Origin of the sequence: Effusibacillus dendaii, from assembly GCF_015097055.1 — a bacterium.
GTDB classification, from domain to species: domain Bacteria; phylum Bacillota; class Bacilli; order Tumebacillales; family Effusibacillaceae; genus Effusibacillus; species Effusibacillus dendaii.
Genome location: NZ_AP023366.1, coordinates 3,159,933 through 3,185,409, shown reverse-complemented (window position 1 = coordinate 3,185,409; position 25,477 = coordinate 3,159,933). Strand labels below are relative to the sequence as shown.

The 25,477-nt window shown below is 44.7% G+C and carries 27 protein-coding genes and 1 pseudogene; 13 read left to right on the top strand and 15 right to left on the bottom strand.

Going from position 1 to position 25,477, the window contains the following annotated elements; genetic code table 11:
• Positions 1 to 266: 266 nt before the first annotated feature.
• On the top strand, positions 267 to 725 hold the full coding sequence (locus skT53_RS16910; RefSeq protein WP_200758955.1) for a DUF2642 domain-containing protein: 459 nt from the start codon (positions 267 to 269) through the stop codon (positions 723 to 725).
• A gap of 53 nt (positions 726 to 778) precedes the next feature.
• Positions 779 to 1,705, top strand: a complete 927-nt coding sequence (locus skT53_RS16905; protein ID WP_200758954.1) for a hypothetical protein — start codon at positions 779 to 781, stop codon at positions 1,703 to 1,705.
• A 102-nt stretch (positions 1,706 to 1,807) separates the two neighbouring features.
• Here skT53_RS16905 and skT53_RS16900 read toward each other — a convergent pair whose 3' ends face one another.
• The 3 genes from skT53_RS16900 to skT53_RS16890 all read right to left on the bottom strand — a co-directional run bounded on the left by skT53_RS16900 (position 1,808) and on the right by skT53_RS16890 (position 5,313).
• Positions 1,808 to 2,479, bottom strand: coding sequence for a DUF2642 domain-containing protein (locus skT53_RS16900; RefSeq protein ID WP_200758953.1), 672 nt, complete (start codon positions 2,477 to 2,479; stop codon positions 1,808 to 1,810).
• A 49-nt stretch (positions 2,480 to 2,528) separates the two neighbouring features.
• Complete coding sequence (locus skT53_RS16895) at positions 2,529 to 3,881, bottom strand: arsenic transporter (RefSeq protein WP_404828897.1); 1,353 nt, start codon at positions 3,879 to 3,881, stop codon at positions 2,529 to 2,531.
• A gap of 346 nt (positions 3,882 to 4,227) precedes the next feature.
• Entirely contained in the window at positions 4,228 to 5,313 is a 1,086-nt protein-coding gene (locus tag skT53_RS16890; protein WP_200758952.1) for a CotH kinase family protein, read from the bottom strand.
• A 125-nt stretch (positions 5,314 to 5,438) separates the two neighbouring features.
• Between skT53_RS16890 and skT53_RS16885 the strand changes: the two genes are divergently transcribed.
• The 4 genes from skT53_RS16885 (at position 5,439) to skT53_RS16870 (ending at position 8,770) form a co-directional block, all read left to right on the top strand.
• Positions 5,439 to 5,762 carry a hypothetical protein gene (locus skT53_RS16885; protein ID WP_200758951.1) on the top strand — a complete coding sequence of 108 codons (324 nt, stop codon included), beginning with the start codon at positions 5,439 to 5,441 and terminating at the stop codon, positions 5,760 to 5,762.
• A gap of 216 nt (positions 5,763 to 5,978) precedes the next feature.
• Complete coding sequence (locus skT53_RS16880; protein ID WP_200758950.1) at positions 5,979 to 6,992, top strand: ABC transporter substrate-binding protein; 1,014 nt, start codon at positions 5,979 to 5,981, stop codon at positions 6,990 to 6,992.
• 34 nt (positions 6,993 to 7,026) lie between these two features.
• Entirely contained in the window at positions 7,027 to 7,989 is a 963-nt protein-coding gene (locus skT53_RS16875) for an ABC transporter permease (protein ID WP_200758949.1), read from the top strand.
• The gene (locus tag skT53_RS16870; protein ID WP_200758948.1) at positions 7,976 to 8,770 is read left to right on the top strand and encodes an ABC transporter ATP-binding protein; all 795 of its coding nucleotides are present in this window, start codon (positions 7,976 to 7,978) and stop codon (positions 8,768 to 8,770) included. Before skT53_RS16875 ends, skT53_RS16870 begins: the two co-directional genes overlap by 14 nt.
• Before the next feature lie 45 nt (positions 8,771 to 8,815).
• Here skT53_RS16870 and skT53_RS16865 read toward each other — a convergent pair whose 3' ends face one another.
• The 3 genes from skT53_RS16865 to skT53_RS16855 are packed head-to-tail and all read right to left on the bottom strand — an operon-like array spanning position 8,816 to position 11,154.
• Complete coding sequence (locus tag skT53_RS16865; RefSeq protein WP_200758947.1) at positions 8,816 to 9,607, bottom strand: SDR family NAD(P)-dependent oxidoreductase; 792 nt, start codon at positions 9,605 to 9,607, stop codon at positions 8,816 to 8,818.
• Positions 9,608 to 9,655: 48 nt separating this feature from the next.
• Positions 9,656 to 10,414 (bottom strand): ABC transporter permease, encoded by a 759-nt coding sequence (locus skT53_RS16860; RefSeq protein WP_200758946.1) that lies wholly within the window; start codon positions 10,412 to 10,414, stop codon positions 9,656 to 9,658.
• A complete protein-coding gene (locus tag skT53_RS16855; RefSeq protein ID WP_200758945.1) occupies positions 10,411 to 11,154 on the bottom strand; it encodes an ABC transporter ATP-binding protein in 744 nt (247 codons plus the stop codon). The genes skT53_RS16860 and skT53_RS16855 overlap by 4 nt, the downstream gene beginning before the upstream one ends.
• A gap of 218 nt (positions 11,155 to 11,372) precedes the next feature.
• On the opposite strand from skT53_RS16855, the gene skT53_RS16850 reads away from it, so the two are divergent.
• Positions 11,373 to 11,786 carry a hypothetical protein gene (locus tag skT53_RS16850; RefSeq protein ID WP_200758944.1) on the top strand — a complete coding sequence of 138 codons (414 nt, stop codon included), beginning with the start codon at positions 11,373 to 11,375 and terminating at the stop codon, positions 11,784 to 11,786.
• A 310-nt stretch (positions 11,787 to 12,096) separates the two neighbouring features.
• Here skT53_RS16850 and skT53_RS16845 read toward each other — a convergent pair.
• From skT53_RS16845 to skT53_RS16835, 3 genes and pseudogenes are all read right to left on the bottom strand, one after another.
• Positions 12,097 to 12,513: pseudogene (locus tag skT53_RS16845) on the bottom strand (MOSC domain-containing protein).
• A gap of 114 nt (positions 12,514 to 12,627) precedes the next feature.
• On the bottom strand, positions 12,628 to 14,028 hold the full coding sequence (locus skT53_RS16840) for an S-layer homology domain-containing protein (RefSeq protein ID WP_200758943.1): 1,401 nt from the start codon (positions 14,026 to 14,028) through the stop codon (positions 12,628 to 12,630).
• Between the two features lie 163 nt (positions 14,029 to 14,191).
• Complete coding sequence (locus skT53_RS16835) at positions 14,192 to 14,794, bottom strand: DedA family protein (protein ID WP_200758942.1); 603 nt, start codon at positions 14,792 to 14,794, stop codon at positions 14,192 to 14,194.
• A gap of 58 nt (positions 14,795 to 14,852) precedes the next feature.
• Between skT53_RS16835 and tnpB the strand changes: the two genes are divergently transcribed.
• Both tnpB and skT53_RS16825 read left to right on the top strand, forming a co-directional pair.
• On the top strand, positions 14,853 to 15,950 hold the full coding sequence (gene tnpB / locus skT53_RS16830) for an IS200/IS605 family element RNA-guided endonuclease TnpB (protein ID WP_200758941.1): 1,098 nt from the start codon (positions 14,853 to 14,855) through the stop codon (positions 15,948 to 15,950).
• A 260-nt stretch (positions 15,951 to 16,210) separates the two neighbouring features.
• Positions 16,211 to 16,777 (top strand): NAD(P)/FAD-dependent oxidoreductase, encoded by a 567-nt coding sequence (locus skT53_RS16825; protein WP_200758940.1) that lies wholly within the window; start codon positions 16,211 to 16,213, stop codon positions 16,775 to 16,777.
• 40 nt (positions 16,778 to 16,817) lie between these two features.
• On the opposite strand, the gene skT53_RS16820 is transcribed toward skT53_RS16825, so the two are convergent.
• Positions 16,818 to 17,675, bottom strand: coding sequence for a pirin family protein (locus skT53_RS16820; protein ID WP_200758939.1), 858 nt, complete (start codon positions 17,673 to 17,675; stop codon positions 16,818 to 16,820).
• Positions 17,676 to 17,820: 145 nt separating this feature from the next.
• On the opposite strand from skT53_RS16820, the gene skT53_RS16815 reads away from it, so the two are divergent.
• The 4 genes from skT53_RS16815 (at position 17,821) to cdaS (ending at position 20,214) form a co-directional block, all read left to right on the top strand.
• Entirely contained in the window at positions 17,821 to 18,093 is a 273-nt protein-coding gene (locus tag skT53_RS16815) for a hypothetical protein (protein ID WP_200758938.1), read from the top strand.
• Between the two features lie 51 nt (positions 18,094 to 18,144).
• Positions 18,145 to 18,435: a LysM peptidoglycan-binding domain-containing protein gene (locus tag skT53_RS18915; protein ID WP_264175976.1), complete on the top strand. Its 291-nt coding sequence runs from the start codon at positions 18,145 to 18,147 to the stop codon at positions 18,433 to 18,435.
• Between the two features lie 120 nt (positions 18,436 to 18,555).
• Positions 18,556 to 19,467 carry a glycosyl hydrolase family 18 protein gene (locus skT53_RS16810; protein ID WP_226375264.1) on the top strand — a complete coding sequence of 304 codons (912 nt, stop codon included), beginning with the start codon at positions 18,556 to 18,558 and terminating at the stop codon, positions 19,465 to 19,467.
• Positions 19,468 to 19,599: 132 nt separating this feature from the next.
• The gene (gene cdaS, locus skT53_RS16805) at positions 19,600 to 20,214 is read left to right on the top strand and encodes a sporulation-specific diadenylate cyclase CdaS (protein WP_200758937.1); all 615 of its coding nucleotides are present in this window, start codon (positions 19,600 to 19,602) and stop codon (positions 20,212 to 20,214) included.
• Between the two features lie 66 nt (positions 20,215 to 20,280).
• On the opposite strand, the gene skT53_RS16800 is transcribed toward cdaS, so the two are convergent.
• From skT53_RS16800 to skT53_RS16780, 5 genes are all read right to left on the bottom strand, one after another.
• Positions 20,281 to 20,916: an FMN-dependent NADH-azoreductase gene (locus tag skT53_RS16800; RefSeq protein WP_200758936.1), complete on the bottom strand. Its 636-nt coding sequence runs from the start codon at positions 20,914 to 20,916 to the stop codon at positions 20,281 to 20,283.
• 235 nt (positions 20,917 to 21,151) lie between these two features.
• A complete protein-coding gene (locus skT53_RS16795; protein WP_200758935.1) occupies positions 21,152 to 22,222 on the bottom strand; it encodes an MmgE/PrpD family protein in 1,071 nt (356 codons plus the stop codon).
• A 27-nt stretch (positions 22,223 to 22,249) separates the two neighbouring features.
• Entirely contained in the window at positions 22,250 to 23,458 is a 1,209-nt protein-coding gene (locus skT53_RS16790; protein WP_200758934.1) for an MFS transporter, read from the bottom strand.
• A gap of 174 nt (positions 23,459 to 23,632) precedes the next feature.
• The gene (locus skT53_RS16785; protein ID WP_200758933.1) at positions 23,633 to 24,610 is read right to left on the bottom strand and encodes a 2-hydroxyacid dehydrogenase; all 978 of its coding nucleotides are present in this window, start codon (positions 24,608 to 24,610) and stop codon (positions 23,633 to 23,635) included.
• 103 nt (positions 24,611 to 24,713) lie between these two features.
• The gene (locus skT53_RS16780; protein ID WP_200758932.1) at positions 24,714 to 25,472 is read right to left on the bottom strand and encodes a hypothetical protein; all 759 of its coding nucleotides are present in this window, start codon (positions 25,470 to 25,472) and stop codon (positions 24,714 to 24,716) included.
• Positions 25,473 to 25,477 lie beyond the last annotated feature (5 nt).

The window sequence follows — 25,477 nt, the reverse complement described above, 5'->3', positions numbered from 1 at the left end:
CTTACTTAATTTTATACCTCATCCGCACAGAAATAAAGAAAACTTGGCTGCTCCAAGCCCAAGCGCAGACGAGCCAAAGCAGGCTTCAGTGAAACCCAAATACAAGCTTTTCACGAATCGATTACACGAATAACAGCTAAATTTAATAGCTGTCCACAACAAAGTTAGACCTTTGCCCAACACTAAACTTTTCACCAATTCATATCGTGGTAGCACCTAGAAATATTAAGGATTGTGTACCTACGATATTAAGGGGAGGAATTATAATGGACTTTCGCTTTCTGGAAAAATCTTGTGGAAAGATGATACAAATCGAGCGAGGGGGTCCCGATCAATTAGAAGGCAAGTTACTTGAAATACGTCCCGACCATCTTTGTATTGAAACCCAAGACGGCGTCATGTATGTCAATTCAAATCATATTAAAACCATATCAGAGCCTATTTTAATGGAAATTACAAATCAGGGTACTGAAACTGAGGACTCGAAGCCTCTCGTTCTTGTTGAAGCGGAAAACTTTCATCAATTATTGAAAAATCTGCAACACAAACTCGTTAAAATCAACCAGGCCGGACCTAACTCGTTAGAGGGGGTTTTGATGTCCATTCGGGATGATTCTGTCACCATCGTGCATAAGATGAAAGATTATGTTCACTATCCCCTTTTCCATATTAAGACGATCACCTGGATTATCAATTCACACAAACAGGAAGAAAAGAAAAAATAAGACAATCAATCCGAGGCGAACGGAGACCGAGGGGCTAAAGAAAGGGTGAGATTGTGTTCAAGCTTCTGGAAAAATGGCTTAGTCATACTGTCAGGTTTGACCAAACAGGTGATACAGGGGTAGTCGGACTGCTTGTGAATGTGCAGTCTGACTACGCAACGTTGTATACCCAATCGAAACAATTAATAAACTATCCTTTTTCACACATCAAATCTTTCTCTTCAGATATCACGGAACATATCGTTGATGAGTCGACTTTAGACGAGACGTTTCCAACCAATTTTTACGAACTGCTTGGTTCACTCAAAAACCGTATGGTTCGAGTTGAAAATGGGGACAGTTCAAAAAGCGGCGTGCTCTTGGATGTTAACGAAGAGTATATTCAGATCATGCTGAGTATGAAAGAGATGATCTATTATCCTATTAATCAAATTAAAAACATATCTCCTGTTTTGGTATATAAAAAATCAACGGAAAATACCGATTCTGACACTGAAAAAACAAAAACCACTGAAAGTAAAAACGAAAACGGAAAACCGGATTCCCCACAAAATACAAATACCGAATCAAAGGACAGTTTCAAGGGGATTTCGAACGATAAGGGGATTTCCAGAGACAATCCTAAAGTTCTGTTTAAAAAAGATCAGGAACAACGTGAAACGTTTCCTGAATTTCGATTCCCTTTCAAGCACGAATCAATTCGCAGAAGCAAGTTCGAGTTGAAACCGATTGCGAAATTCAATTTAAAAAGTGCAATACAGAAGGCAGCACACAAAGCGGAACCCAAAACGGAACACAGAGCGGAACCCAAAACATTACCAAAAATAGTACAAAAAACTGTACAAAAAGCAGAACCTGTTAAATCGAACCCTAAGCCTTCGCTTTTCAAAAAAAGATCGAAACGTAAGAATCAAAGAAGTGGCAAAACGCTAAATTGGAGAAAAAAATCTTTCGCACATGACATTGAAGAAGAAGAATAAAATATCTTACGAGGCGAAGTCAAAGCAGCCACTCTATTTAAGAGCGGCTGCTCCTTAGGGGACATATACGGATTTTATCACCCGCCCTATATTTCCTCCCATTTAGGCTATATTTACAGTCTTCAGATGCTGAAGATTCCAATAGACTTTTGCTCCATTTGCTGTGATTAACTCAAGCATATTATTGTTGTTATTAACTGTCTGAAGCAGTCCGATTTTATTTGGATTATCTCCCAGATCAAAAACAACCATGTTTCCCTGTAATTTTGTGCATTGTTCCTTAAATGTTCGGGAAAGCGTGGTAGGTGGAGGATTAAAAGGAATCGACTGGCGGTTTAAAGAATATGGTGTTACATCCGGATGATAAGGAATTAACCATTTTAAGTGGTTAAGGGAAACAAATATTGACTTATATACGATCGAATGGAAGACGAAATAGTCGTTCATCACACTTGTTAGATACCCATGAATTGCTTTATTCCCTGTCACATAAATCTCTAAAAACCGTCCCTTCGCATTATTCAAGATCTTCCGATATGAAATGTTTTCTGCTTGGTTGTCAATGGGTGCTTCTGGCGGACTGACAATATCACTTTCATTCGCTGAGCTAAGAGTGAGATTCTGTATGTGGACCAGAGGGATATATAAGAATTGTTTTTCGTTATAGATGACAACAATATCCAATCCAAAATCGATAAAATTTCCTCTAAAACATTTTCCACCAGAAATCTCGACATTAACGAATTGCCCAACAAAATCCTTGAAATATTCCATTTAAAAATTCCCCCCTCTTTCATTAATATACATATGCTCATACATATGCTCAGAAAATCCAAGAAACCCAATAAGCCAGAATTACCAACGTGAACAGTAAAGTGACCGGGATAACGAGCACAGTCACATTCAGATATTCACTCCAACGTAATTTGACTTTACCTTTTTTGATTATGTGCATCCACATCAAGGTAGCCAGAGTTCCGATTGGCAATAACAGGGAACCAACGTCGCTGCCGATTACGCTTGCAAGATAAGAGATCTTTAGCGTGAGTGGATCAAGCCCCATACTCGTCAAGGTAATAGTTCCAACCATCAAGGCAGGATGATTGTTGAATAAATTGGAGAGGATCGACACAAGAATCCCCATCACAATACTTGCATGCAGTAGGCTTCCAGAAGCGATAGGCTGGAGAAAGCGGATCAGCCATTGGGTCAATCCAATGTTATGCAAGCCATAGATAATCACATACATACTGAAGGCAAACACAAGGATATACCACGGTGTTTTTTTCAACATATCAGCAGGAGAAATCCCCAAACGATACCAACGCCAGGTGAGCAGCACAAGGGAACCGGAAACGGCAGATAGTGAAACGGGAATTTGGAAGTAGGAGGCTACGAATAGACCGACTCGTACGCAAAATACAAAGATCAGGATATTTCGCATAAATTTGAAGCGGTTTTCCATTGGAATGGATGATATGTCTTCTTTTAGTGGGTGATTTCCTTTGGCTGGGGAAAAGCTCCTTAATCCTGTTATCGTTCTGGGCACTGTATGTGGCAAGACCCGATAAAATTTGACAAACAGCAAAATTACAAGGAGAACAAGCCCAAGTGTAGCGGGAATAAACATCATCGCCGTGTGCATATAAAGATCCATGTGAATAATTTTTAAGGCAATCAAATTCACGATATTGCTAACTCCTATGGGTGCACTAGAGGCAGTTGCGATTAAAGCACCTGAAAGTAGATAGGGTATTTTTTGATGATTTTTCAGGCCCATATGCTGAAGTACAAGTAACAAGATAGGTGTCGTAATTAAGATGCTTCCATCATTATTGACGAAAAGAGTCATGAGAAAACAAAGAAGGTTCACGTACCAGAAAAGACGTATTCCTGATCCTTTCGCTTTTTCTACCAACTTTTCAGCAGCCCAATGAAAGACCCCAAAACTTTCTAAAACAATCGCCATGACAATTGTAGCCATGATCGTGATCGCTGCTCCACCTATCGTTTCAGTGATTTTGCCCAAATCAGATAAGGTAACACTTCCACTCAGGATGACAAACGCAGCTCCCACTGTCGCGGGTATCGCCTCATTCACTTGAGGACGTGTGAAAATAAACAAGATGGTACACAAAAAAGAGAGAACGGTAATGGGGATCATTAATTCGTGCACTTCTTCTCTGTCCCCCCTTCTATTTTTTAGGAAAGTACGGTAAAGATAGTTTCTTTGCTCCCCCTTTCATTTGTCATTGATGTACATTTGGCATTGAAGTGGATTCGTACTGCATGTATACGTGTCAAGCCAACAGCATGACCTAAACCATTACCCCAATTTCTATTAATTCCACTACTATCAAGTAACATCTAACTATCAACGTCTAACTATCAACATCCAATAGTCGTGACAGTATAATGCGATTTGTGAAAAAACGAACTAAGGCGGTCCAAAACACAAAAAAATGTTTTGGATCGCCTGAGTAATTCTTCCTTATCGATCCCCAAAGTTCAATAACCTTGTTTTATTTAAGGCTGGCTATGTTTTTTACCAAGTACCGATTGCGGTCCTCAATGTAGCGCAAAATCAGTTCAAATTCAGCCTCAAATGCATCCAGTTCGTTCTTTTTTTTGAAAGGATCCATTTTAAGGTAGGGGCGCAACGTATCAAACCATTCAAGCAACACAGGTTCCAATTCATTTTTTGTAAAAGCTGTTTCCAATATCTCGGTTATCATTTCACGGTACCGTTTTCGAAAGTCGTAAACATCGAGGATACGAGCCGTTAGTGTATTATAGCCCGTAATTGGAATATAGTCGGCACTCATCAACTCACCGTTAATATCGCGTCCCCAGGTGGCATCATAATCCCAGGGAAGAATCTCGAAAATCCCCGTTTCGCTGTTGCGGTACAGGGCGTAATTTTGAATAAACCCATCAAAATTTTGGGTGCAAACCACGCCTATCAACCAGCGAAGATAAGGTTCAATGGCAATATGCTTTACAATTTCATTCGGAAAGTCAGATTGCGGGGTTGAGTTGATTACATAAATCAATTTCCGCAAATAACCAAAATCTTCTTCCTTCCCGCATTTCAACTCGTACCCTTTTTCAAGGCGGCTTTTTACCTCATTCATAATCGGACTAATCAGTGAAAAATTGGCATTGTCGTTGATCGCATAATAAATGTTGCCAGGTGGAAGCCCCCTTTTTTTAAGAAAAAATTCGTCGACTGATTCGATTTGCAAATATAGGCCTGCCGGTTCCCCGTTTACTTTCAAAAAAATGTGTGAGGCTTCCGGGGCGAGCGCGCCAATCCTTTTAAAGAAGTGGAATGATAGCCTGTTTCGAATAAGAGAGGGGTCATTATATTCTGCGTTCAGGTGAAATTCCGGTACGGGAGACTTTTTTCGTGAACTTTTAAATTGAATCAGGTAGGACTTTTTGGGAAGTTTACGGATATGAGAACCACGGTAACAAATTTCAACGGGAAATATTTTTTCACCTTTCTTCAAACGCGCTGCAATCAGTTCGTCAGACCATATATCGGCACGGAGATCCCTGAGATCATTTGGGTGGATAAACAAGGAGTAGGTAGGCAAAGCAGTCATCCTATTTTCCCCTTTCCAGTGATTTCTATAGTGTATGGATCACACGGGAAATATGTATATGTCTACAGCAAAAGCAGTGTTTTTGTCATATGATACACCACCTAAACTTAAGAGGTGGGGTTACAATGATAAACATAACTCAGGAGGAGATACTCACACTTTATCAGCAAGCGGCGGAAATGGGCTTGGCAGATCAGTATATGAGAAACGATCCTGTTGAGATTGACATGTTTGCCGACGAAATCAAAATGAAAAAGAAATCATCCGGCAAGCACAAGTCATCCGGTAAGCACAAGTCATCCGGTAAGCACAAGTCATCCGGTAAGCACAAGTCATCCGGCAAGCACAAGTCATCCGGTAAGCACAAGTCATCCGGTAAGCACAAGTCATCCGATAAGCACAAGTCATCCGGTAAGAAGTCATCTCATAAGAAATCATATAGGCACTAGTCAAACAGCTTCAAATCCCTTAAATTCAATAAATATAAGTAAGAAGTAATGGGATGCCCTTTATTAGGCACCCCAATTTTTCATGTGGAAAAAGTGCGGGAATCGTCAAGGAGACATGTGAAAAAAAGCTTCTTGTCATAAGGCAGGTGATTTTTGAGTAAACAGCGAATACATAACAGAATGCATATTTTTTTATAGCAATAAGGGGGAAATCAAATGAAAAAAGCAATTTTACCAATCGCTTGCAGCTTGCTGCTCTTAACCGCTTGCGGTTCACCGTCTGCCGGTAATAAACCTGCAGACAATAACCCTGGAAGCGACAGTAAGAAAACAGTGAAAATCGGCATTACGCAAATTGTCGAGCATCCTTCTTTGGACGCAGCACGCAAAGGATTTATAGCCGCGCTTAAAGACGCCGGATATACGGATGGCAATAATTTAAAGCTGGATGTGCAATTTGCGCAGAATGATCTGACTACTAACACCACAATCGCCCAAAAATTTGTGTCTGATAAAGATGATTTGATTTTGGCGATATCGACACCAAGCGCACAGGCGGCAGCGAAAGCTACCAAGGATATTCCGATCCTGTTTACAGCCATCACAGATCCACTGGGTGCCAAGCTGGTGCAAAGTTTGGATAAACCGGGCGGCAATGTTACAGGTACTTCGGATACGCATCCTGACGCCATTAAAAACACGATGAAAGCGATTAAATCTTTCTTTCCAAATACGAAGAACGTAGGCATCATTTACAATTCGGGTGAACAAAACTCCGTAGTAAACGTAAAAAATGCGGAAAAGGCCATGCAGGAACTGGGACTTACACCGGTAGAAGCAACAATCACAAACAGCTCTGAAGTAAAGCAGGCAGCCGATTCTCTGGTGGGTCGTTGTGAAGTACTATATATTCCCAAAGACAATACGGTAGTTTCTGCGTTAGAATCTGTAATAAAGGTGGCAAATGACAAACACATTCCATTGTTTGTCGGCGAATCAGACTCTGTAAAACGGGGAGGATTTGCCGGATACGGTTTTGAGTATTACGATTTGGGTTACCAGACGGGAAAAATGGCTGTCGATATTCTGAAAAACGGCAAAAAACCGGCTGATATTCCAGTAGGATTTCCAAGCAAATTGGGTCTCGTAATTAACAAAAAGGCAGCCGCTGACGAAGGTATTACCTTAACCGACGCGATGACAAAGGATGCCACCATAGTTGGTGAATAAAGTCATAGGCTAGAAAGCAGGAGAGATTAAAATAATGGGTTCCGCTTTAGTTGGTTCATTAGAGGCAGGAGTCATATTTGCGTTAATGGCTCTTGGTGTTTACATGACATTCCGAATATTAGACTTTCCTGATTTAACGGTGGACGGGAGCTTCACAACAGGTGGAGCACTGGCAGCTACCATGATTGCGATGGGATATCAACCGCTGCTTGCCACATGTGCAGCGCTGGTGCTGGGGTGTATAGTTGGAAGCGTTACCGGATTGCTTCATACAAAGGGCAAAATCAACGCCCTCCTTTCCGGAATTCTGTCTATGATTGCACTCTACTCGATCAATTTACGCATTATGGGACGTGCGAACGTCCCTCTTTTAAGCGAAGACACTCTGATCACACAAATTAACACTTCCCTTTCTTCTTTTTTGGGGAATTATTCAACTTTAATCACGATGGCAGTTTTGACTATCGTTGTAAAATTGCTGTTGGATTGGTTCCTGTTCACCGAGATTGGGCTGGCGGTCCGTGCAACGGGCGATAACGAAAAGATGATTCGGAGTTTTGGCGCCAATACGGATAACACCAAGATCGTTGGACTCGCCCTTTCGAACGGGCTGGTTGCGTTATCCGGCGCGCTATGGGCCCAATACCAGGGATTTGCCGATGTCAATATGGGAATTGGCATGATCGTAATTGGACTTGCATCCGTCATTATAGGAGAGGCTATCTTTGGCCATTCGACAATTCGCCGCGCAACCCTTGCCGTAATCGGCGGCTCAATCGTATACCGCATTATCGTGGCGCTTGCTTTGCGCGTCGGGTTAGATCCGAGCGATATGAAATTGATTACCGCTCTTATCGTGATTGTCGCGCTTATCTCGCCAAAAATGATCGGAAATTGGAAAGAGAAACAACGCAATCGAAATCTGCGGAACCATAGATCAACCACATCTGCTTTGACAAACCAAGGGATGGGAGGTGAAAGTCGTGTTGACTCTTAAAGGAATCAACAAGATTTTCAATCCCGGTACCGTAGACGAGAAAATCGCCCTTTCGGACATTCATCTATCCCTCAACCCAGGCGATTTTGTTACCATTATCGGCAGTAATGGGGCCGGTAAATCGACACTCATGAATTTGATATCCGGCGTCTTTGAACCGGATGAGGGTACAATTGAAATCAACGGCCGGGTTGTCAACGGGCTATCTGAGCATAGACGTTCGTCACTGATTGGCCGCGTTTTTCAAGATCCGATGGCCGGGACCGCTCCCACGATGACAATTGAAGAAAATTTGGCCATTGCATTTTCACGGGATAAAAGTCGAACCTTGCGAAAAGGGGTGCATCGCACTCGCAAAGAATTGTTTCGTCAATACCTCAGTTCGTTAAACCTCGGTTTGGAAAACCGCTTAACCGCTAAGGTAGGGCTTTTGTCAGGTGGTGAGCGGCAGGCGCTCAGTTTGTTAATGGCAACGTTTACCAATCCAAAAGTATTGCTGCTGGATGAACACACAGCCGCACTTGATCCGGCTCGCGCGCAACTGATCACCGATTTAACAAAACAAATCGTGGAGCAGGCTGGATTGACGACTTTGATGGTCACCCATAACATGCAGCAAGCGATTGATTTGGGGAACCGGCTGATTATGATGGACAAGGGTCGGATTATTCTGGATATCCCCTCGGAACAAAAGAAAGGCTTAACCTCTCAGGATCTGCTGAAGGAATTTGAACGCATTCGGGGAGAACAATTTGCAAGCGATCGTGTAATGTTAGTTTAGCGGAGAAACGCCACAAGGGTTATTGTCTGACCCCTGTGGCGTTTCTTAAAATGCTCGAAGTGAGCCGCCGTTCACTGTGTACTCCGCCCCGGTAACGAATGCAGCCTGTTCGGAAGCAAGGAAGACGACCACAGATGCGACTTCTTCCGGAGTACCGAGTCTCCCAAGCGGCAGTTGACGCACATTCCTTGCAAAATGTACGATGGCCTCTTCTTTATCCATTCCAAATTGAGCTGCTAACCCTTCGGCGAAACCTCCCGGATTGTCCCAAAGCGGAGTCCTTGTAGGTCCCGGCGAGACGGCATTCACACGGATCCCCATCGGACCATACTCGTTTGCAAGTGCTTTTGAAAGGCTCAGCATGGCGGCTTTCGATACGCTGTAATCGACCAAAATAGTATCCGGTTGGCGTCCGCTCTCGGATGAAATGTTTAGAATCACTCCGCTTTTTTGCTTGATCATGTGCGGGAGAGCCGCACGGGAAGCACGGACCATACTCATAAAGTTTGTTTCCAGCACATCCTCCCAATCCTCGTCACTCACACTCAAGAACCCTTCTCTGGCAGGAGCGATTCCGACATTGTTAATTAAAATGTCGATCTTGCCAAAAGCTTCAATTGCCTTATCAACTATCAAGTCAGGTCCCTCAGGCGTACTCAAATCGACCGACACCGGAATCAGATTTTCAGCATGGCCAAGCTTCTCCAAGTTGTCAGGCCGTCGGCTTCCCCCCACAACCTTCGCACCCTCACGTAAAAACTCCCTTGTTATGGCAAGACCGATTCCCAAGCTGGCCCCTGTCACCACAACCACTTTGTCTTTAAGACCCAAATCCATTTTTGCAACCTCCCAACAATAATAAATTCCCAACAATAATAAGTTTCTTCAGTTCGAACTGCCCACAACGAGCTGTTGATGTTCATTAAACAAACAGGGGGATGCCAGAAACCCCAGGATAATGCTGGTTAGCGCCGCAGCCGCCAACAAGGAAAACACGATCAGCAACTGGTATCTGACAGCCTGAATCGGATCCGCGCCCGCGATGATCTGCCCTGTCATCATGCCCGGCAATTGTACCAATCCGATCGTTTTCGAGCTGTCGATCGTTGGAATCATGCTTGCGCGGAGCGCTTCCTTAAGAACGTGGCGAATCGACTGTTTGGGAGTCCCGCCCAACGATAGCAAAAGCAAAATCTCCTGCTTGCGCGTTGCCACTTCCGACTGCAAACGATTGAGAAGCAGCCCCGCAACAATCATCGAGTTTCCTACTATCATGCCGCTGATTGGAATCACGTATTGCGGTGTCGGCGGAACAATATGAAATACAATCAGGAAGCCTTGAATGACAGCTTCTGACAAGGAGAGTGCGGCCAATATCCGCCAGGTGATCCCCCGCAGCCCTTTCCCCCGCTTTACCACATTTTGGGTAGCAACTCCAATCATCAGCATGACCATGATCAGATTAAAAATCGGATCTTGCAATGCAAAAACCGCTTTTAGCACATAACCCACAATCAGAAGCTGTATAGCGGAACGAAAAGTGGCGATCACCAGATCCCGTTCCAACCCAAGTTTCAACCATAGGGAGAGAAGCAATGCAAGAACGATAAATCCTAAGCTCAAAGACAACGCAACAAGGCTCACCGGGTTCCCCTCCCTGACAATTCTCCCTTTAAAAACCGGCGGGTGAGTTCTTCCCTTGGCTCAGCAAAAAATGTGGCCGTATCCGCCGCTTCGACTATTTTTCCGTCAACCAAAAGCCAGGTCAAATCGCCTACTTTTCGGGCCTGCATCAAATCATGCGTCACCCACAAAATTGTGGTTTTCTGCTCCCGATTGACTTGAAGAACCAACTCCTCCACCTCTCGTGCAGATGTGATGTCAAGCGCAGATGTAATCTCGTCCAACAACAAGACGGATGGCCGATTGACCAGGGTGCGGGCAAGTGACAACCGCTGTTTTTGACCTCCCGACAGGTCTTGGGCGTTTTGCGACATGATTTCTTCAGGAAGGCCTACACGCAACAGAAATTGCTCCGGTTTTTCCAGTTCAAGACCGTGCAGATGGGCGCCAACCTCCAGATTGTCGCGAACCGTTCCCGGAAGCATCGTCGGCGTTTGAAACACCATGCCGACCTGGCTGCGAAGCACTGGAATGTCCCATTCCCGCACTTCCTTGCCATGGATTCGAATCTCACCGTCATCCGGGGTCAGCAGCAGATTGCAAAGCGACAACAACGTACTTTTTCCGGATCCGGAAGGTCCTACAAGAGTAAGAATGGCTCCTGTCGGAACCTCCCCGCTTATATCCGCAAGAACAGGGACTCCGCCTTCCCGGTTTGGGAAATATTTGTTTACATGTGTAAAACAAACCGCATGCCGCATGCTTCGAAATCACTCACTTTTCCCGACTCAGCAACCAGATCGCCGGGGGATGAACTATGGTTACCTTTAATAATAGTTCTTGCTGAAGAACGAATGCAATACGTTATGAGAACCGAAAACATGTTCACCCGCCGATAACAAAATACCTGAAACCGAATATAGTGAAAGCTATAAGCCATGTTCTTTTGCACCATGAAAAAAGCAAGGGGGATTGTTTATTGAGAATATTGGTAGCAACCTATTGGCCCCTTCCGCATATTGGAGGGGTATCCACTTATGTAGATACTTTGCGAAGCGGTTTGGGAAGACTGGGACATGTCGTGGAAATCCTAGCGCAACACCCTGATTTGACAGGGTTCTATTTGTTAAAAGCCCGGTTATACAAGAAAAGCAAAGGGCAGGAAGACTATTTGCGTTATTTGGTACACAACGTCACCGATGTGACTTCCGGCGGCACATTATTTTCACAGGGTCTGTTCCGCTCATTTCGCTTCGGAATCTGGAACTGGAACCGATCCCAACCTGGAAAGGCCATGCCACATGGTAAACCGGTATTTCTCACCGGACTTCTAGGGAGATGGAGAACAAAAAAGCCTATCATCAGTTGGGGTGGCGTCCCGCATATGATATAGTTACCGGGTTGCAAGAAACCTATAATTTCGTCATGCAAAAAGCTTGAGCTAACACGCTCAAGCTTTTTGTCGAATACCCCTCCCTTGTCACAGCCCAAAATGCCGGGTGTCGTGTTTTTAATATTTCTCCACATCGCCCCAAGTGGCGCCGTCTTTACGTAGCTTTGTCCTTTTAAAGCTCTTAGTCTTTCGGGTGTCCCTGTAACTACCACCCCGAGGATTCGTACGTCGGTAACAGCCTCTTGAACATATCTTCTGCATCAACCGGGTTGGTTCCTGTCAATCGTTAATCTTACCTTTCTCATTGTCTTTATTGCATCGGGTTACTAAAATCATTGATAAGGATCCGCACGTGATCTCCTTCCCGGATTTTCCCCGGACGCTCAACTGCACACACAATCCCTCGTCGCTTGTATGCGGCACGAACAAATTCTTTGGCCAAATAACATATTGGCGCCTAACCATTCGGGCAACACCCGTTCAATCCCCAATTGCTCCGCTACAATTTCACATTCTTCTTCAGATAGGATTGTAATCTGGCGTCGGTTGAGGATTTCTGTCTGGGATACATAGGTTGACGTGAATCTGAAGGTGCTGTGATTCCAAAATGGCGGTCACCCGGAATCCCTCCAAATTCCAGACTCACTTCCGGAATGCGGCGCGTTACAAACGATTCAGGATCATCAGCGAGGAGTATCGCTTTCACTTTCGCTTCAGCAGTCTTCATCGTAGTACCCCTTTTGAACATATACTCTTAACTTATAACGATTACTTCCAGTTTCTGCTCCATACAAAAACAGCTGCCGTTTGGCAGCCACATGTCTTGACAGTTCTTATCCTCTTATTTTGTAAAATTTACGCTTTGATTGATGGAATTTCCGACTGTCACCTTCACTTTATAATTTCCGGACTGCAGGCCAGCGGGGATATCCAACGTAACAGTCCCGGAATTGTTATAGATGGTCGTCTGTGCAGTGAGGGAAGGATTCAAGGAAGACCCTCCGCTGGTAACCAATTCTGCTACCGCTTGTGTGTTATTGCTGACATTGGTCGTTTGGATATTAAGCGTTAAATGAACGGCCCCAGAAGAATCGGTCGTATTGGATTGTAACTGTACGCTTGATATAGCAGCCGATTGGGAAGACACCAACTGAACCGTATTGTTCAATTTTGTAATGTTTCCATACAGATCAGCAGCATAAATGGAATAGTATCCACCAGCAAGATTCGCAGTACTCAACGCAACAGATGTATTTGCTTGTGTGACGCTCGTTTTCGATCCAAGATTTGCGTTAACAAAATCATCCAAAGAACTTACACTATTGGGCGCTGTATAGTTGTTCGGAATTAAATAGACGGATCCAAACTGGCTGCTGCTCACATAAATCGGGTTCCCAATGGACACGACATAGGACGGTGACTGATACGTTACGGTAAGTGTTCCATTTGTGCTTCCGGGATTTGAACTTGGAGTTCCCGGCGGCACCTCAGTGACCGGATTCCCGTTGCTGTCGATCGGCGGTATCTGAAGCTGGTTCTGCAAACGATATAATAATGCAGCAGCCTGAGCTCGATTTAAAGTAGTCAAAGGATCAAAACGATTCGCTCCGATACCCTTCATCAAACCTGCCTGAATGGCTGTTGCCACATGAATCCGAAGTTGTTGCGGGATCAGATTTGCATCCGTATAACCGCTTAAAATTTGATTCGCTTGATCCGCGGATACAAGCTGAATGGCATTTTGTTTCAACAACACCTGTACAAGAGTTACCGCCGCTTCTGCACGATTGATCGGCAGATTGGGTTTGAAATCATAGCCACCGCTGACATTCGTAAACATAGTCATATAGTCTTTGGAAGCCTCCACCGCCTTGAAATACCAATCCCCGACATGTACATCCTGAAAGTCTTCTTGATTGGAATTTGCCGGTTGCAGCGAAAAATAATTGCTGACAAGCGCCGCAAATTGAGCTCGAGTCAATTGACCGTTCGGTTGGAAATGTTTGGCGTCTACTCCGTGTACAATTCCTTCTTTTGCCAGTTGTTGAATGGCATCCTTGGCCCAGGAGAAATCTCCATCAATATCATCAAAACTGACAGAATACTGTTGTTTATACCATCCGAGATGCTTACCGTTATCGTGTTGTCCATGGTCATCCTTCTCAGCAAGGGCCGGTACTGCACTCAAACTTGCGATTAGTGAAAACGCTGTTAATCCAATTGCCGTTTTACGCATTTTCATGGTAATTTCCCTCCGTAAATTAGATGGTTGTCTATTAATTTGCGTTTCTATCAAATCTATTCGGAGGAGAGATTTTCTTTTTTGGGGTCGTTTTACCAAGTTTCTACTTTCTTCTTTCTAAACAGAAGATGGACTCAAGCATCCTTTAGTCAAAATTTTGACTTCAATCTGCTAAGAATCGAATTCGTATCCGATGAGCGAGCCAGTAGACAAGACCTAAAACAGTACTGCCGACCAGGATATACCATCCATACGTATGAACAGCAGATCCAATTTGTTCTACATGATCGCCCATAAAGTACCCAAGCGTAAAAAACATAGAAGTCCAAATCAATCCCGTTATATACGAAAACAAGGCATATCGTGGAAACGGCATGTTGCTAATGCCCACCAAATAGGGAATCAAGTGACGCACCACAGGAAAAAAATAACTCACGCAGAGTGCGTAACTTCCAAAACGAGCGACTATTTCATGAGATTTTGTTAAAAATTTCTCTGCCTTTTTCTTTTGAATCAAGCGATTTAAAGCAGGAACTCCCGCCTTCTTTCCCACCACATACCCGAGCGTCAACCCTGATACCACACCTGAGTATGTGAGAAACAAGGCAGGCAGCGGCTTAAGAATGTGCAGTGCGGATACCATACCTCCGGTCATGACGATCACTTCATCTGGGACGGGCATTCCAACTATTCCCAACCAAAGAGAAAAAAACAGCGCCGCATATCCAAACTGATGAATAAAAGATATCAATATATCATAATTCATTACGGCAATCTCCTTTTATCATATAAGTCGAGAAGACTCCTACCTCTACAGGCGGGGGATGAATCGACTTTTTCTTTTAATTCTAACGTACGAACATACGTGCTATAATGATGGAAATGTTTTTAACCACTTCCTTGCACAGTGGAACGACGCTTATAAAGAAACAGGAGTAGGCTTATCCTACCACACTTGTGCAATACAGCTTCCTGTTTTAAAGCAAGACTTTGCTTGGCTCAAGGAAGTGGACAGCACTGCGTTGCAATCGGCTGTTCGCAATCTGGCAGATGCGTTCGATCGCTTTTTTCGCAATCAAAACGAACCCCCTCGCTTCAAGAGCCGCAAAACCCCCGTACAATCGTATACCACCAAATCTACCAACAACAACATTGCCGTCGTGGGAAACAAGCTGAAATTACCCAAACTGGGTTGGGTTCGATTTGCCAAGTCAAGAGAAGTTGAAGGTCGCATCCTTTCGGTTGCGGTACGGAGAAATCGGACAGGCAAATACGTTGTTTCCCTCCTCTGTGAAGTCGACATTCAACCACTTCCGCAAACAGATGCATCCATCGGGGTTGACCTTGGCATCAAAGAGTTTGCCGTTTGCTCCAACGGACAAGTGGTTCCCAATCCAAAGCACCTGCGTAAATATGAGAAGCAACTCGCCAGTTGGCAACGCATTTTGGCAAGACGCACAAAAAGCGGAACACACTGGTATCAAGCCAAACGAAAAGTGGCTTTGATCCATGAGAAAATCGCCAACTGCAGGCAGGACCAAACGATCTGCTTGGAAGATCTGCAAGTGTCCCACATGGTCAAGAATCATAAGTTGGCAAAAGCAATATCCGAAACGGCATGGGCCACCTGCCGCAGGATGCTGGAATACAAGGCGAACTGGTATGGAAGAACCATTACAGCAGTGGCCAAAAACTTCCCATCGAGCCAACTGTGTTCGACACCTGCCTGCGGTTATCGCAATAAAGACGTGAAGAATCTTAAGTTGCGTGAGTGGACCTGCCCGAAATGTGGTACTCTGCATGATCGTTACCACAATGCCAGTCAAAACATTTTGCAAGAAGGATTGCGTTTGTTGGCTGAGGCCAACTCAACTGTCGGAACGGCAGGGGTCGCTTGGTCAATTTCACACCAGAAGGTGTGATTACCCAAGAATCCGCTACCTCAACAGCAATTCCGTAGTTGGAAGGAGTGTTCAAAGAGCAAGTTTGGAACTCACGCAACCATGATATAGGAACAAGATGAAAATTTGATGAAAAAGGAACTGACTCCATCTTCACGGTATTTTCATCGAAATGGAAGCGCTTTGGTTTGCTCCTGTAACAGAAATCACTTTACATACATAACTTACTTATTTATAGTGAATAATATATTGGAATAACTTTTTTAAAGGAGGTTTTCAATATGTACGATGTGATCGTTATCGGAGCCGGACCTACCGGTGGAAGTGCAGCTCTTTTCACCAGCAAAGCGGGCAAGAAAACCCTGGTCATTGACAGCAATCAAAGTGTCACCAAGCGAGCATGGATGGAGAACCATTATGGGGTAGACGGAATTTCAGGTCCTGACATGATTGAAATTGGCAAAAAACAGGCTGCCAAGTTTGGCGCAGAATTTATTGAAGACGTAGTGTCAGATATTCGTACGGAAAACGGCAAGCATACCGTTGTTACAGAAAGCGGCAAATCGTTTGAAACTACATATGTGATCTTCGCCACGGGGATGTCGGTTCAACTGGCCGAGAAAATCGGACTTAAAATCGTTCCGGGGACAGAACCAAGGATCAAGAGCATTATTGAAGTCGATGCTCAAGGGAAAACAGGCATTCCAGGAATCTGGGCAGCCGGAACTGTAGCAGGGGTATCGATGCACACCATCATAACGTCAGGTGACGGCGCTAAAGTGGCTATTAATATCATCAGTGAGATGAACGGGGAACGATATGTGGACCATGATGTGCTGAAAGCATAGGGAGTCGAATTTATCGACTCCCCCTTCTCTTTTCTAACCCTTAATTTCTTTCGGGGCCGAATTTTCCTGCATGGTAATCGTGAAAAGCTTGTCTGATTTCTTCTTCTGAATTCATCACGAATGGACCATATGCGACTACAGGTTCACCAAGAGGCCGTCCTGCTGCAAGTATGGCTCGTAACGGTTTCTCTGCCCGGATAGTGATTTCACTCTCCTCTGCACCGTTAACAGACCCCAGCCATAGAACCTGGCTTTCTTCTCCTCGTGTATGATGTACACCGAAGTAACCGCTCCCCTCAAGCACATAGATAAATCCATTATAGCTTCCAGGTATGTCTTGAGTTACGGTTGCGCCCGCTTGTAAAACCAACTCCACATAAGTGACCGGTACATGATTGAGCGTATTGGCTGTAATATCTGCCGACGAACCGGAAAAGACACGGACAAGCGCCCCTTCTTCATGACGTACCGGCATTTCTGCTGATCGCAGGTCCTGATAACGGGGCTCCGTCATTTTCTGATCACGGGGAAGATTGACCCAAAGCTGCAAGCTATGTACCGTTTCTCCCGGCAAGGGATCCTCTGAGTGAATGATCCCTCGACCTGCCGTCATCCATTGCACATCTCCCGGTTCCAATACGCCGTATCCCCCATGATTGTCTTCGTGCCTCAGCTTTCCTTCGATAACAAAAGTTACCGTCTCTATCCCCCGATGGGGATGAAAATCAAAAGTTCCTTGCTGAAACCAGTCTTCCGCCATAAACAGGAAAGGATCAAATTCTTTCCAATGTCCCGGTTCCAAAACCTGACCGACACGGATATGGGGGCCTCCTCCAGGTCTAGCTACCACATCCCAAACCCGATCAATACCGCGCTGTGTAAAGGATTTATGATTCATAGTGATATCTCCTTTTTTCCGATCCTGCAACTTATTTTAACATTATAGGGACAGGGATAAGCTCCGCTATTTTGAAGAATTTTTTCCATAGGGTAAGGAGAAGATATTCCCGAAGAAAATTTGTTATAGAAGGGATATTTTTACAATGGGATCTTATAATGGCGATTTTCTCTCCGGAGAAATAAGTCCGGATAGAAAAGAATTCATCATAAAGACGATCAGAAATACTCCCACATATTCTGTCTGGAACGAAGAACAACTACACGAGATGTATGAGCAGCTGACTAAACTGAAAAATAGCGGCGAAGACTCTATGGTGATAACCTCTGGCATGCTTCCAATTCTGTTAAATCGTAATGAGATTGAAAAATTGCATAAAGATCTGGGCGAGGTTATCGCACAAACCCATCAACTGTAGGTAGCCGGAAGCAAATTCACTTACCTGCAGGGTTAAACAGGAGGATGCACAATGATTAGGAAATTAACCGCCATATTCGGAACTATGATTCTGATTTTGATTTCTCCTCTGGTTGCTCATGCCCAAGTGATTCATGCTGTTCGTTACGGAGACAGTTTAGAAAAGATTTCTAAGCAATATAAGTTTCCACTTGAGGAAATCGCCAAATTAAATGGGTTAACAAAGATGCACACCTTGTGGTGGGACAAGCTCTCTTGCTTCCCGGTTCTACTTATATTGTTCAACCCGGGGAAAGCCTTTTGGAAATCGGGAAACGCCATGCAACCACAGAGGAATCGATAATGAGTTACAATGATTTAAAAAGTGCCGTTCTTGTTCCTGGGCAAAAGTTGAATATACCTCGTCTGCCGAAAATGGACGTTTGGACCGGAACCTATTTTGTCCCAAAAGATAAAGCAAACAATGAATTCATGCCAAACAATTATAAAAATGCGCTTTCAAGTTTGTTTCTATTCGATATCGCCCAGATTATCAAGGAAATTTAAGCAATCTTCTAGAAAATCAAGCGCACACAATTGCCCTGGAAAAAATTTACCCCCCTATGCAACCATTACCAACTTAAGTGAAAAGGGATTTGATCCTGATCTTATTCATCATTTAATGAGCAGTGCAAAGGTGCGCAAACGATTCATTAACAATATCCATTCACTTTTACACAACCATGATTACAAAGGTGTAGTGATTGATTTTGAACGGATTCACCCGAAAGACCGTAACCATCTAAATCAATTTATAAAAGAAGCAACCCAGGAACTTCATCCATCAGGAATGCAAGTTCTTATCGCTGTACCTCCCAAAGAAGGAGATCAGAATCCATCCTATGCGGCTGGTTATGATTACAAAACGTTTGGGAAATACGTGGACAAGATGTTTTTGATGACTTACGATTGGCACTGGCTTGGCGGTCTTTCCGGTCCGATTGCCCCCATAAACAGAGTAAGGTCCACAGTAAATTATGCGGTATCTGTTGTGCCAAAATCAAAACTTATGCTTGGAATACCACAGTACGCGTATGACTGGACGATTTCGAGAAATAAGAGAACGGACACAGCGTACTCCACTCTACAAGCGATTTCATTGTATATTTCACATAAAAGTGAAGTCCATTTTGATGAAACAGCGGCCTCACCATGGTTCCGTTATATAGATGATCAAGGGGCTTTGCATGAGGTATGGTTTGAAGATCCCCGCAGTCTCCTGGCCAAGTTTCGTCTGGTCAAAGAATTTGGACTGGCAGGGATGGGATGTTGGCATTTGGGATTGACGACACCCCAAACAGACAAAATTTTGCTTGAAGAGTTCAATATCCGCTAATCTGACGAACCGGGTGGCGATACAAATCGCCGCCTTTTTAGATATGGTTTACAACAGGGAACGTAGAAGAATGGTGTTCGCTTTGTATGGCTACATTAAAAAGCAAAGGGATACCGAAATGAGGTGTACCATATGGAGCAGCAAGACTGTGACTTTTCTCCGATGAAACTGCAGGTGAAAGAAAATTTGAGACAAATTGTGCAAAAAATGAACCAAAGCATACAATCCATGGATAATGAAGACTACTGTCTGCTTGGTACTTTTGAACAAATTAAGGAACGCTTCGCGTGGGTCGAATCTCAAGCCGCGTCATTTTACTTAATGTGTTATTTGTCTCCCTATACGGATAAATTTATTGACTTATCGGTGACTGTAAAGAACCTTTCGGAACGGCGACAAGGTGCTTTAATCGTGATACAACGGGAGGATTCACTTGCCAATTTGCTTACTCCGGGAACGCCCATTGGTGCAGCATTAACATCCCCCTTGTTGGAATCGATTTTTTTTACAGGGAGCCCGTTGCATGATGGAGCTGTATTGATTCAATCCAATCAGATCGTTTCAGCAGCTAACGTTCTTCCTCTCTCAAATGCGAGAATTGGAGAGAAAAAACTCGGAACTCGTCATCGTGCTGCCATCGGTCTGACGGAACGGAGCGATGCCCTCGTGCTGGTTGTTTCCGAAGAGACCGGAAAAGCGTCTTTCGCTTTAAATGGAAGACTGTACCCGATCCATTCAGTTGAATAGCAACTTGCAGAGATAAAAAAGGGGGCAATCACGCCCTCTTCTTTTATCTCCAAATTCGGTTTCTTTTTAAAAGGTTTTCGCCAGTTGACGTGCGCGGGCTATCGCTTCTTCTTTAATTTCCTGGGCACGCTCCGGGAATTGGTTATGGCCTTCAATGAACAGCCCTTCAAATGAAGGAATGCCAAAAAATTGCATTATAACTCCAAGGTACCGATGTCCCATTTCCATTTCCGCTGCTGGACCTTCTGAATAAATACCGCCTCGCGCTTGGATGTGCAACGCTTTTTTGTCCGTCAAGAGGCCTACAGCACCTTGTTCCGTATATTTAAACGTTTTTCCTGCGGTGCAAAGCGAATCGATATAGGCTTTCATCACAGGCGGAAAAGAAAAGTTCCACATAGGAGTTACAAACACATACTTGTCTGCGGCAACAAATTGATCTGTCAACTCAGCCAGGCGACCGACCTTTGCCTTTTCGCTGTCGGACAGTTGGTTAAAATCACTGCCAGAACGAAGTTTTCCCCAGCCACTGAATACATCTGTGTCTATGTAAGGGATATTTTGTTTGTAAAGATCCAAATAAATCACTTCATCGTTCGGATTCGCTTCGCGGTACGATTCGATAAAAGCTTTCCCGACCGCCATGCTGTAAGATTGCGTTTCGTCATGAGGATGAGCTGTAATGTAGAGAACAGTTGCCATAAAAAGTACATTCCTTTCTGAGTTCATAAGTTTAGTATTGGAATGTGGATAGTATGTACATTTTGACTTCGACACTATCCACTTGTCCCCGACTTTAATTCCCAAACCTTTTTAGCGATAGTCTTTAAAATAACTTTACGATAAAAATGAAAATAAAAATGTAATCTCCCGTACAATTGAGTACAAGTAGTACACGTAAATGGTGCGCTGTAATACTCGGTGCTATCGCCCAAGCTTAAATCCGTAATGGGTAACAGTATAAATGTGGCATTGGGTGACAGGAACCTCCAGCCCTTGGATTAGTGATTATGCTTGCCGGCATGAATTGAGGCATTAATGCTGAATATCTGGAGTTCTCTATGACCTCGATTCGAGAAAACACCTCTTCAAAAAACGGATCGGAACGGTTTTGTTCAGCATTGAATCCGTCTACTGCGGCACCACCTTTTATCCATGCCAATGCGCAGCAGTAAGCAATGCTGAACTTCGCTTCCTGGGGCGTTTTGGGATCACGGTGTCCCGCCACCCGGATGGCCGTGTCAAATGTTTCCACAACCGCACGCTCAAACGTTTCAGCAGCCCCCTCTTTCCGAGCTTCCAGTACGGCGTCAATCGGCGGATGCGTAAATCGGCAGGATGCCCATCTTTTTCGGGATATTCCCCAAATCGCCGGTGAAGCATCACCAAGCCCTTCCACCAAAGCTTCCGGCCTTGGATCAGTTGACATTGCCGCTAAAAACCCCTGATCCCCTTCAAGAATCCGATGGGCCCCTGTGAGACCCTCTTGAGCCGCCATGGCCGCCAAAAGTCCGTGAACCGCAGCCATTCCGATATGATAAGGTTTGGTCAGTGCACCGTCGGGGTTAAATTGCCACAAGCCAGCGGCTTCAGTGCCTGCGTTTCCAAGTGCCCATGCCGTCTGTTCAACAGTAAGCCCCAGTATCACCGCCGAGGCCGCTGCGGCTGCGAATGCACCCGCCGTCCCCGACGTATGCCATAAACGATAATGTGAAGGATTAACGGCACGCCCGACACGAATCCCAACTTCATATCCGACCACAATCGCCCGCAAAAAATCTTCTTCCGAGACCGCGGGATTGATCGAATAAGCCGCTAAAGCTGCACTGATCGGCGCTATTCCGGGATGCAAATATGCCGTTCTCTCGATATCATCAAGTTCGATGACATGAGAGTATGCACCATCCAGCAGCGCTTCCTGCGCCATGTTCAAAACAGCAGAATCATTTAACAACCCGCGGCTGCCTGCCACGATATATTCCGCGAGCTGCATTGTCTCACAAGCCACTGACATCTTCCTCTCTATAAATTAGTTTCATTTTGAAATAGTCTCGAGTGCCCGCTTCGCCGTTCGTTCACCAAATATACCGATCAGAAAACCACCCATAAGAAATGCTGCCGCCACATAGATGAATACCGCCGCATAACCAAACGCATTGAAAATTGCGGCTACCAATAAACCGCCGGCCACATTACCCAGTCGCCCCAGTCCTCCGGTAAATCCTGTACCTACGGAACGTATTCTGGTTGGGAAAATCTCTGGAGAGTAGGAATACAACAGCGCGGTCTGGGTTTGAAGAAGCATAGCGGTGAGGAAACCGAATATGATGACGGTTGTTTCATTGAAAGCCAATCCGTACATGATGACACAGAAGGCCACGATAAACATGATTACAAATAAGCTTTGCTTGCGCCCGAACCGATCGGTAATCGGCCAGGCGAGAAGCGCTCCCGGGACAGCGCCAAGACTGATAATGAACGAGTAATTCAAGCTTTTTACGACAGAGTATCCGTGTTGTACCAACAGCGTCGGAACCCAGGCGGAGAAACCATAAAAGCCTAAAATAACGAAAATCCATGCGAGTGAAAGAACAATCGTCCGTTTTCGCAATTCTTTACTAAACAGTTCCGCTACAGGTACCTTTGCAGATTGCTGGACAGGTTCGAAATCTCTCATTTCGGGTAATGAGCGCCCCAGGTACGTTTCCACTTCGGTTTCCAAATCATTGAGTATTTTCTCAGCTTCCTGACTGCGGCCTTTAATTTCCAACCATCGGGGCGATTCCGGTAAATATCTCCCTCGAACATCCTTGGGAAACATTTCACTGATGTAGGTGAGTCCGGTCACAGACATGGCCTGCATTCCAATTCCGGTCAGAAATCTTACAGTGGCTAATTCTGTTGTATCTGTTGTAAAAGCGTTTACAAGTGACATGATAGAATAAAACGCAGTGGACCATATCAATGCCTTGCGGCGGCCTACCAAGTCTGAGAACCAACCACCAAGCCAAGCCCCAAGAAACATGCCGAAAAACGATGCAGACACGATTACACCTACCGAACTTACAGACAGATTCCAGTATTTGATTAACCCTGGCGTGGCGTAACTAAACGTGTTCAAATCGCCAAGTTCGAACAAGAAAATCAAAGACAATGCTACAATCATTCGAAAGTGCAATCGAGTGATAGGCATCCGATTAAGTCGAGCCGCAATCGTTCCCGTACTTAAACCCGGCATGGACATCAAAAACACCTCTTTTCTGAATTTTTTATAAATTCTATCTACGGTAATTATAGGGATGGCAAAAGTAAGGCGTCAATGTAAGCGACGCAAAATTCCACTGAGTGAAATTTTACGAAAAAAATTTCGCCGTGCCCTACTATGGAACACGGCGAAATGAAACACCATTTGATCTCCCTATTTCCCCAACACCTCAGGATTAATCAGACTCGGCGGATGTTCGCCTTGCAGTCCTTTGACCAGATTTTCAGCGGCCAGTTTCGCCATAGCGAAACGGGTCTCGTAGGTGGCCGACCCGACATGCGGAAGCAGCACCACATTCTCCAGCTTTAAAAGCGGGTGATCCGGATCGATTGGTTCTTTTTGAAAAACATCCAGTCCGGCCGCCAGAATCTCCCGGTTTTCCAGCGCACGTACCAAGTCCTGCTCGTTAACCGTTTTCCCGCGTGACCCGTTAATGAAAATGGCCGTTTTTTTCATCAACCGAAACTCTCTTTCCCCGATCAAATGCTCCGTGTGAGGAGTAAGCGGTGTCATCAGACAGACGAAATCAGATTTCTGCAGCAACTCGTCAAGACTGCAATATGTAGCCCCGTATTGATGCTCCGCTTCCTGATGGCGGCTCCGGTTATGATATAAAATTTCCATGCCGAAGCCCAAATGGGCACGCTTGGCAATCACGGTACCAATCCGCCCCATGCCAATAATGCCGAGCACTTTGTGATGAACATCAACTCCAAACAAATCCTCGCCGATGATTTCCTTCCAACGCCCATCCTTTACATAATTATGCAGTTCCGGAAATCTTCTTGCCGTTGCCAAAAGCAAGCCAAATATCGTATCGGCCGTTGTCTCGTTCAAAACATCGGGCGTATTGGTTGCCAGTATATGACGCTTTGTGAGTTCCTGAACATCCAGATTGTCGTACCCGACAGACATGTTGCTGACGATTTTTAATGCGGGCATCTGATCCAACAGTTCCTTGTCCACTTTTAAACCGCTTCCGATTAATCCTGCCGCCTCCTGTATTTTTTCCAGAAAATCAGCTCGGTTTTCATCGTTCAAATTGCCGCAAAATGTGATTTCACACGTTTCTGCAATAAACTCTTCAATTTCCTTTGGAATCTTTTTATAAGCGACTACTTTAGGTTTCATCTTCCTGCTCCTTATCTAATGAATGAGATAAACAAATAGAGAACCGGCGATCAGCATAGTACGCAAATAAATCCCGTGCCATCGAAGTCCGACCGTAATCGCGTTATGTTCGACAAAACATTTGATGAACTCCAACAAACGTTAAAACCAGAATGATCGCTATCACCGCAACAATCAAATACACAAATGATGCAGTTGCCACCAGATTGAGGAACGATTTGATGCCAGCGGCAAATGTAGTGCCTGCCATCGCTTTGCCGAACAGACCGGCGCTAATAAAAAGCACAATTTCATTGTTCATCGTACGGACCGTCGAGATTTTGAAGTCCTGAAAATGCGGTGCCGCTTCCTTCCACTCCTGTTTCCCGGTCAACCAGAGGACCGGATAGAAAATCGAAATCAGACTGACCAGATACATCATCGGCCATTTCGTTACATGTTCCAACAGAAAAATCAACCCTACCAACAACACCAGAAAGCCGCCCAAATGGCGGAGCTTTTTTCGATGCAACGCGGTATCCTGATATTCGGCTTCGAGGGAGCGCACCCCGCGTTGCAGCATGCCTTTTTTCCGAAACCACAGGCCAAACAACAGGTTACCGATCACCAATTGAACAACCGCCAGGGTAAGTCCCAGCGGAATATAATGGGAAACCGGGACATTGAGATAATAAAGGACAAGGGCGACAGAAGCAAAATAGGGCGACCATAAAATCACGGTCGAAAAACCTGCCAAATTTGATTTCGCCACCAGCACCGGAGCTAATTTGAGATCTTTGATCATGTCATGCAGGACACGAATCGATCCCAGATTTAAAATAGGCCCCAGAGTGAACACAAACAACGACATGCTGCCAAACATTTTTC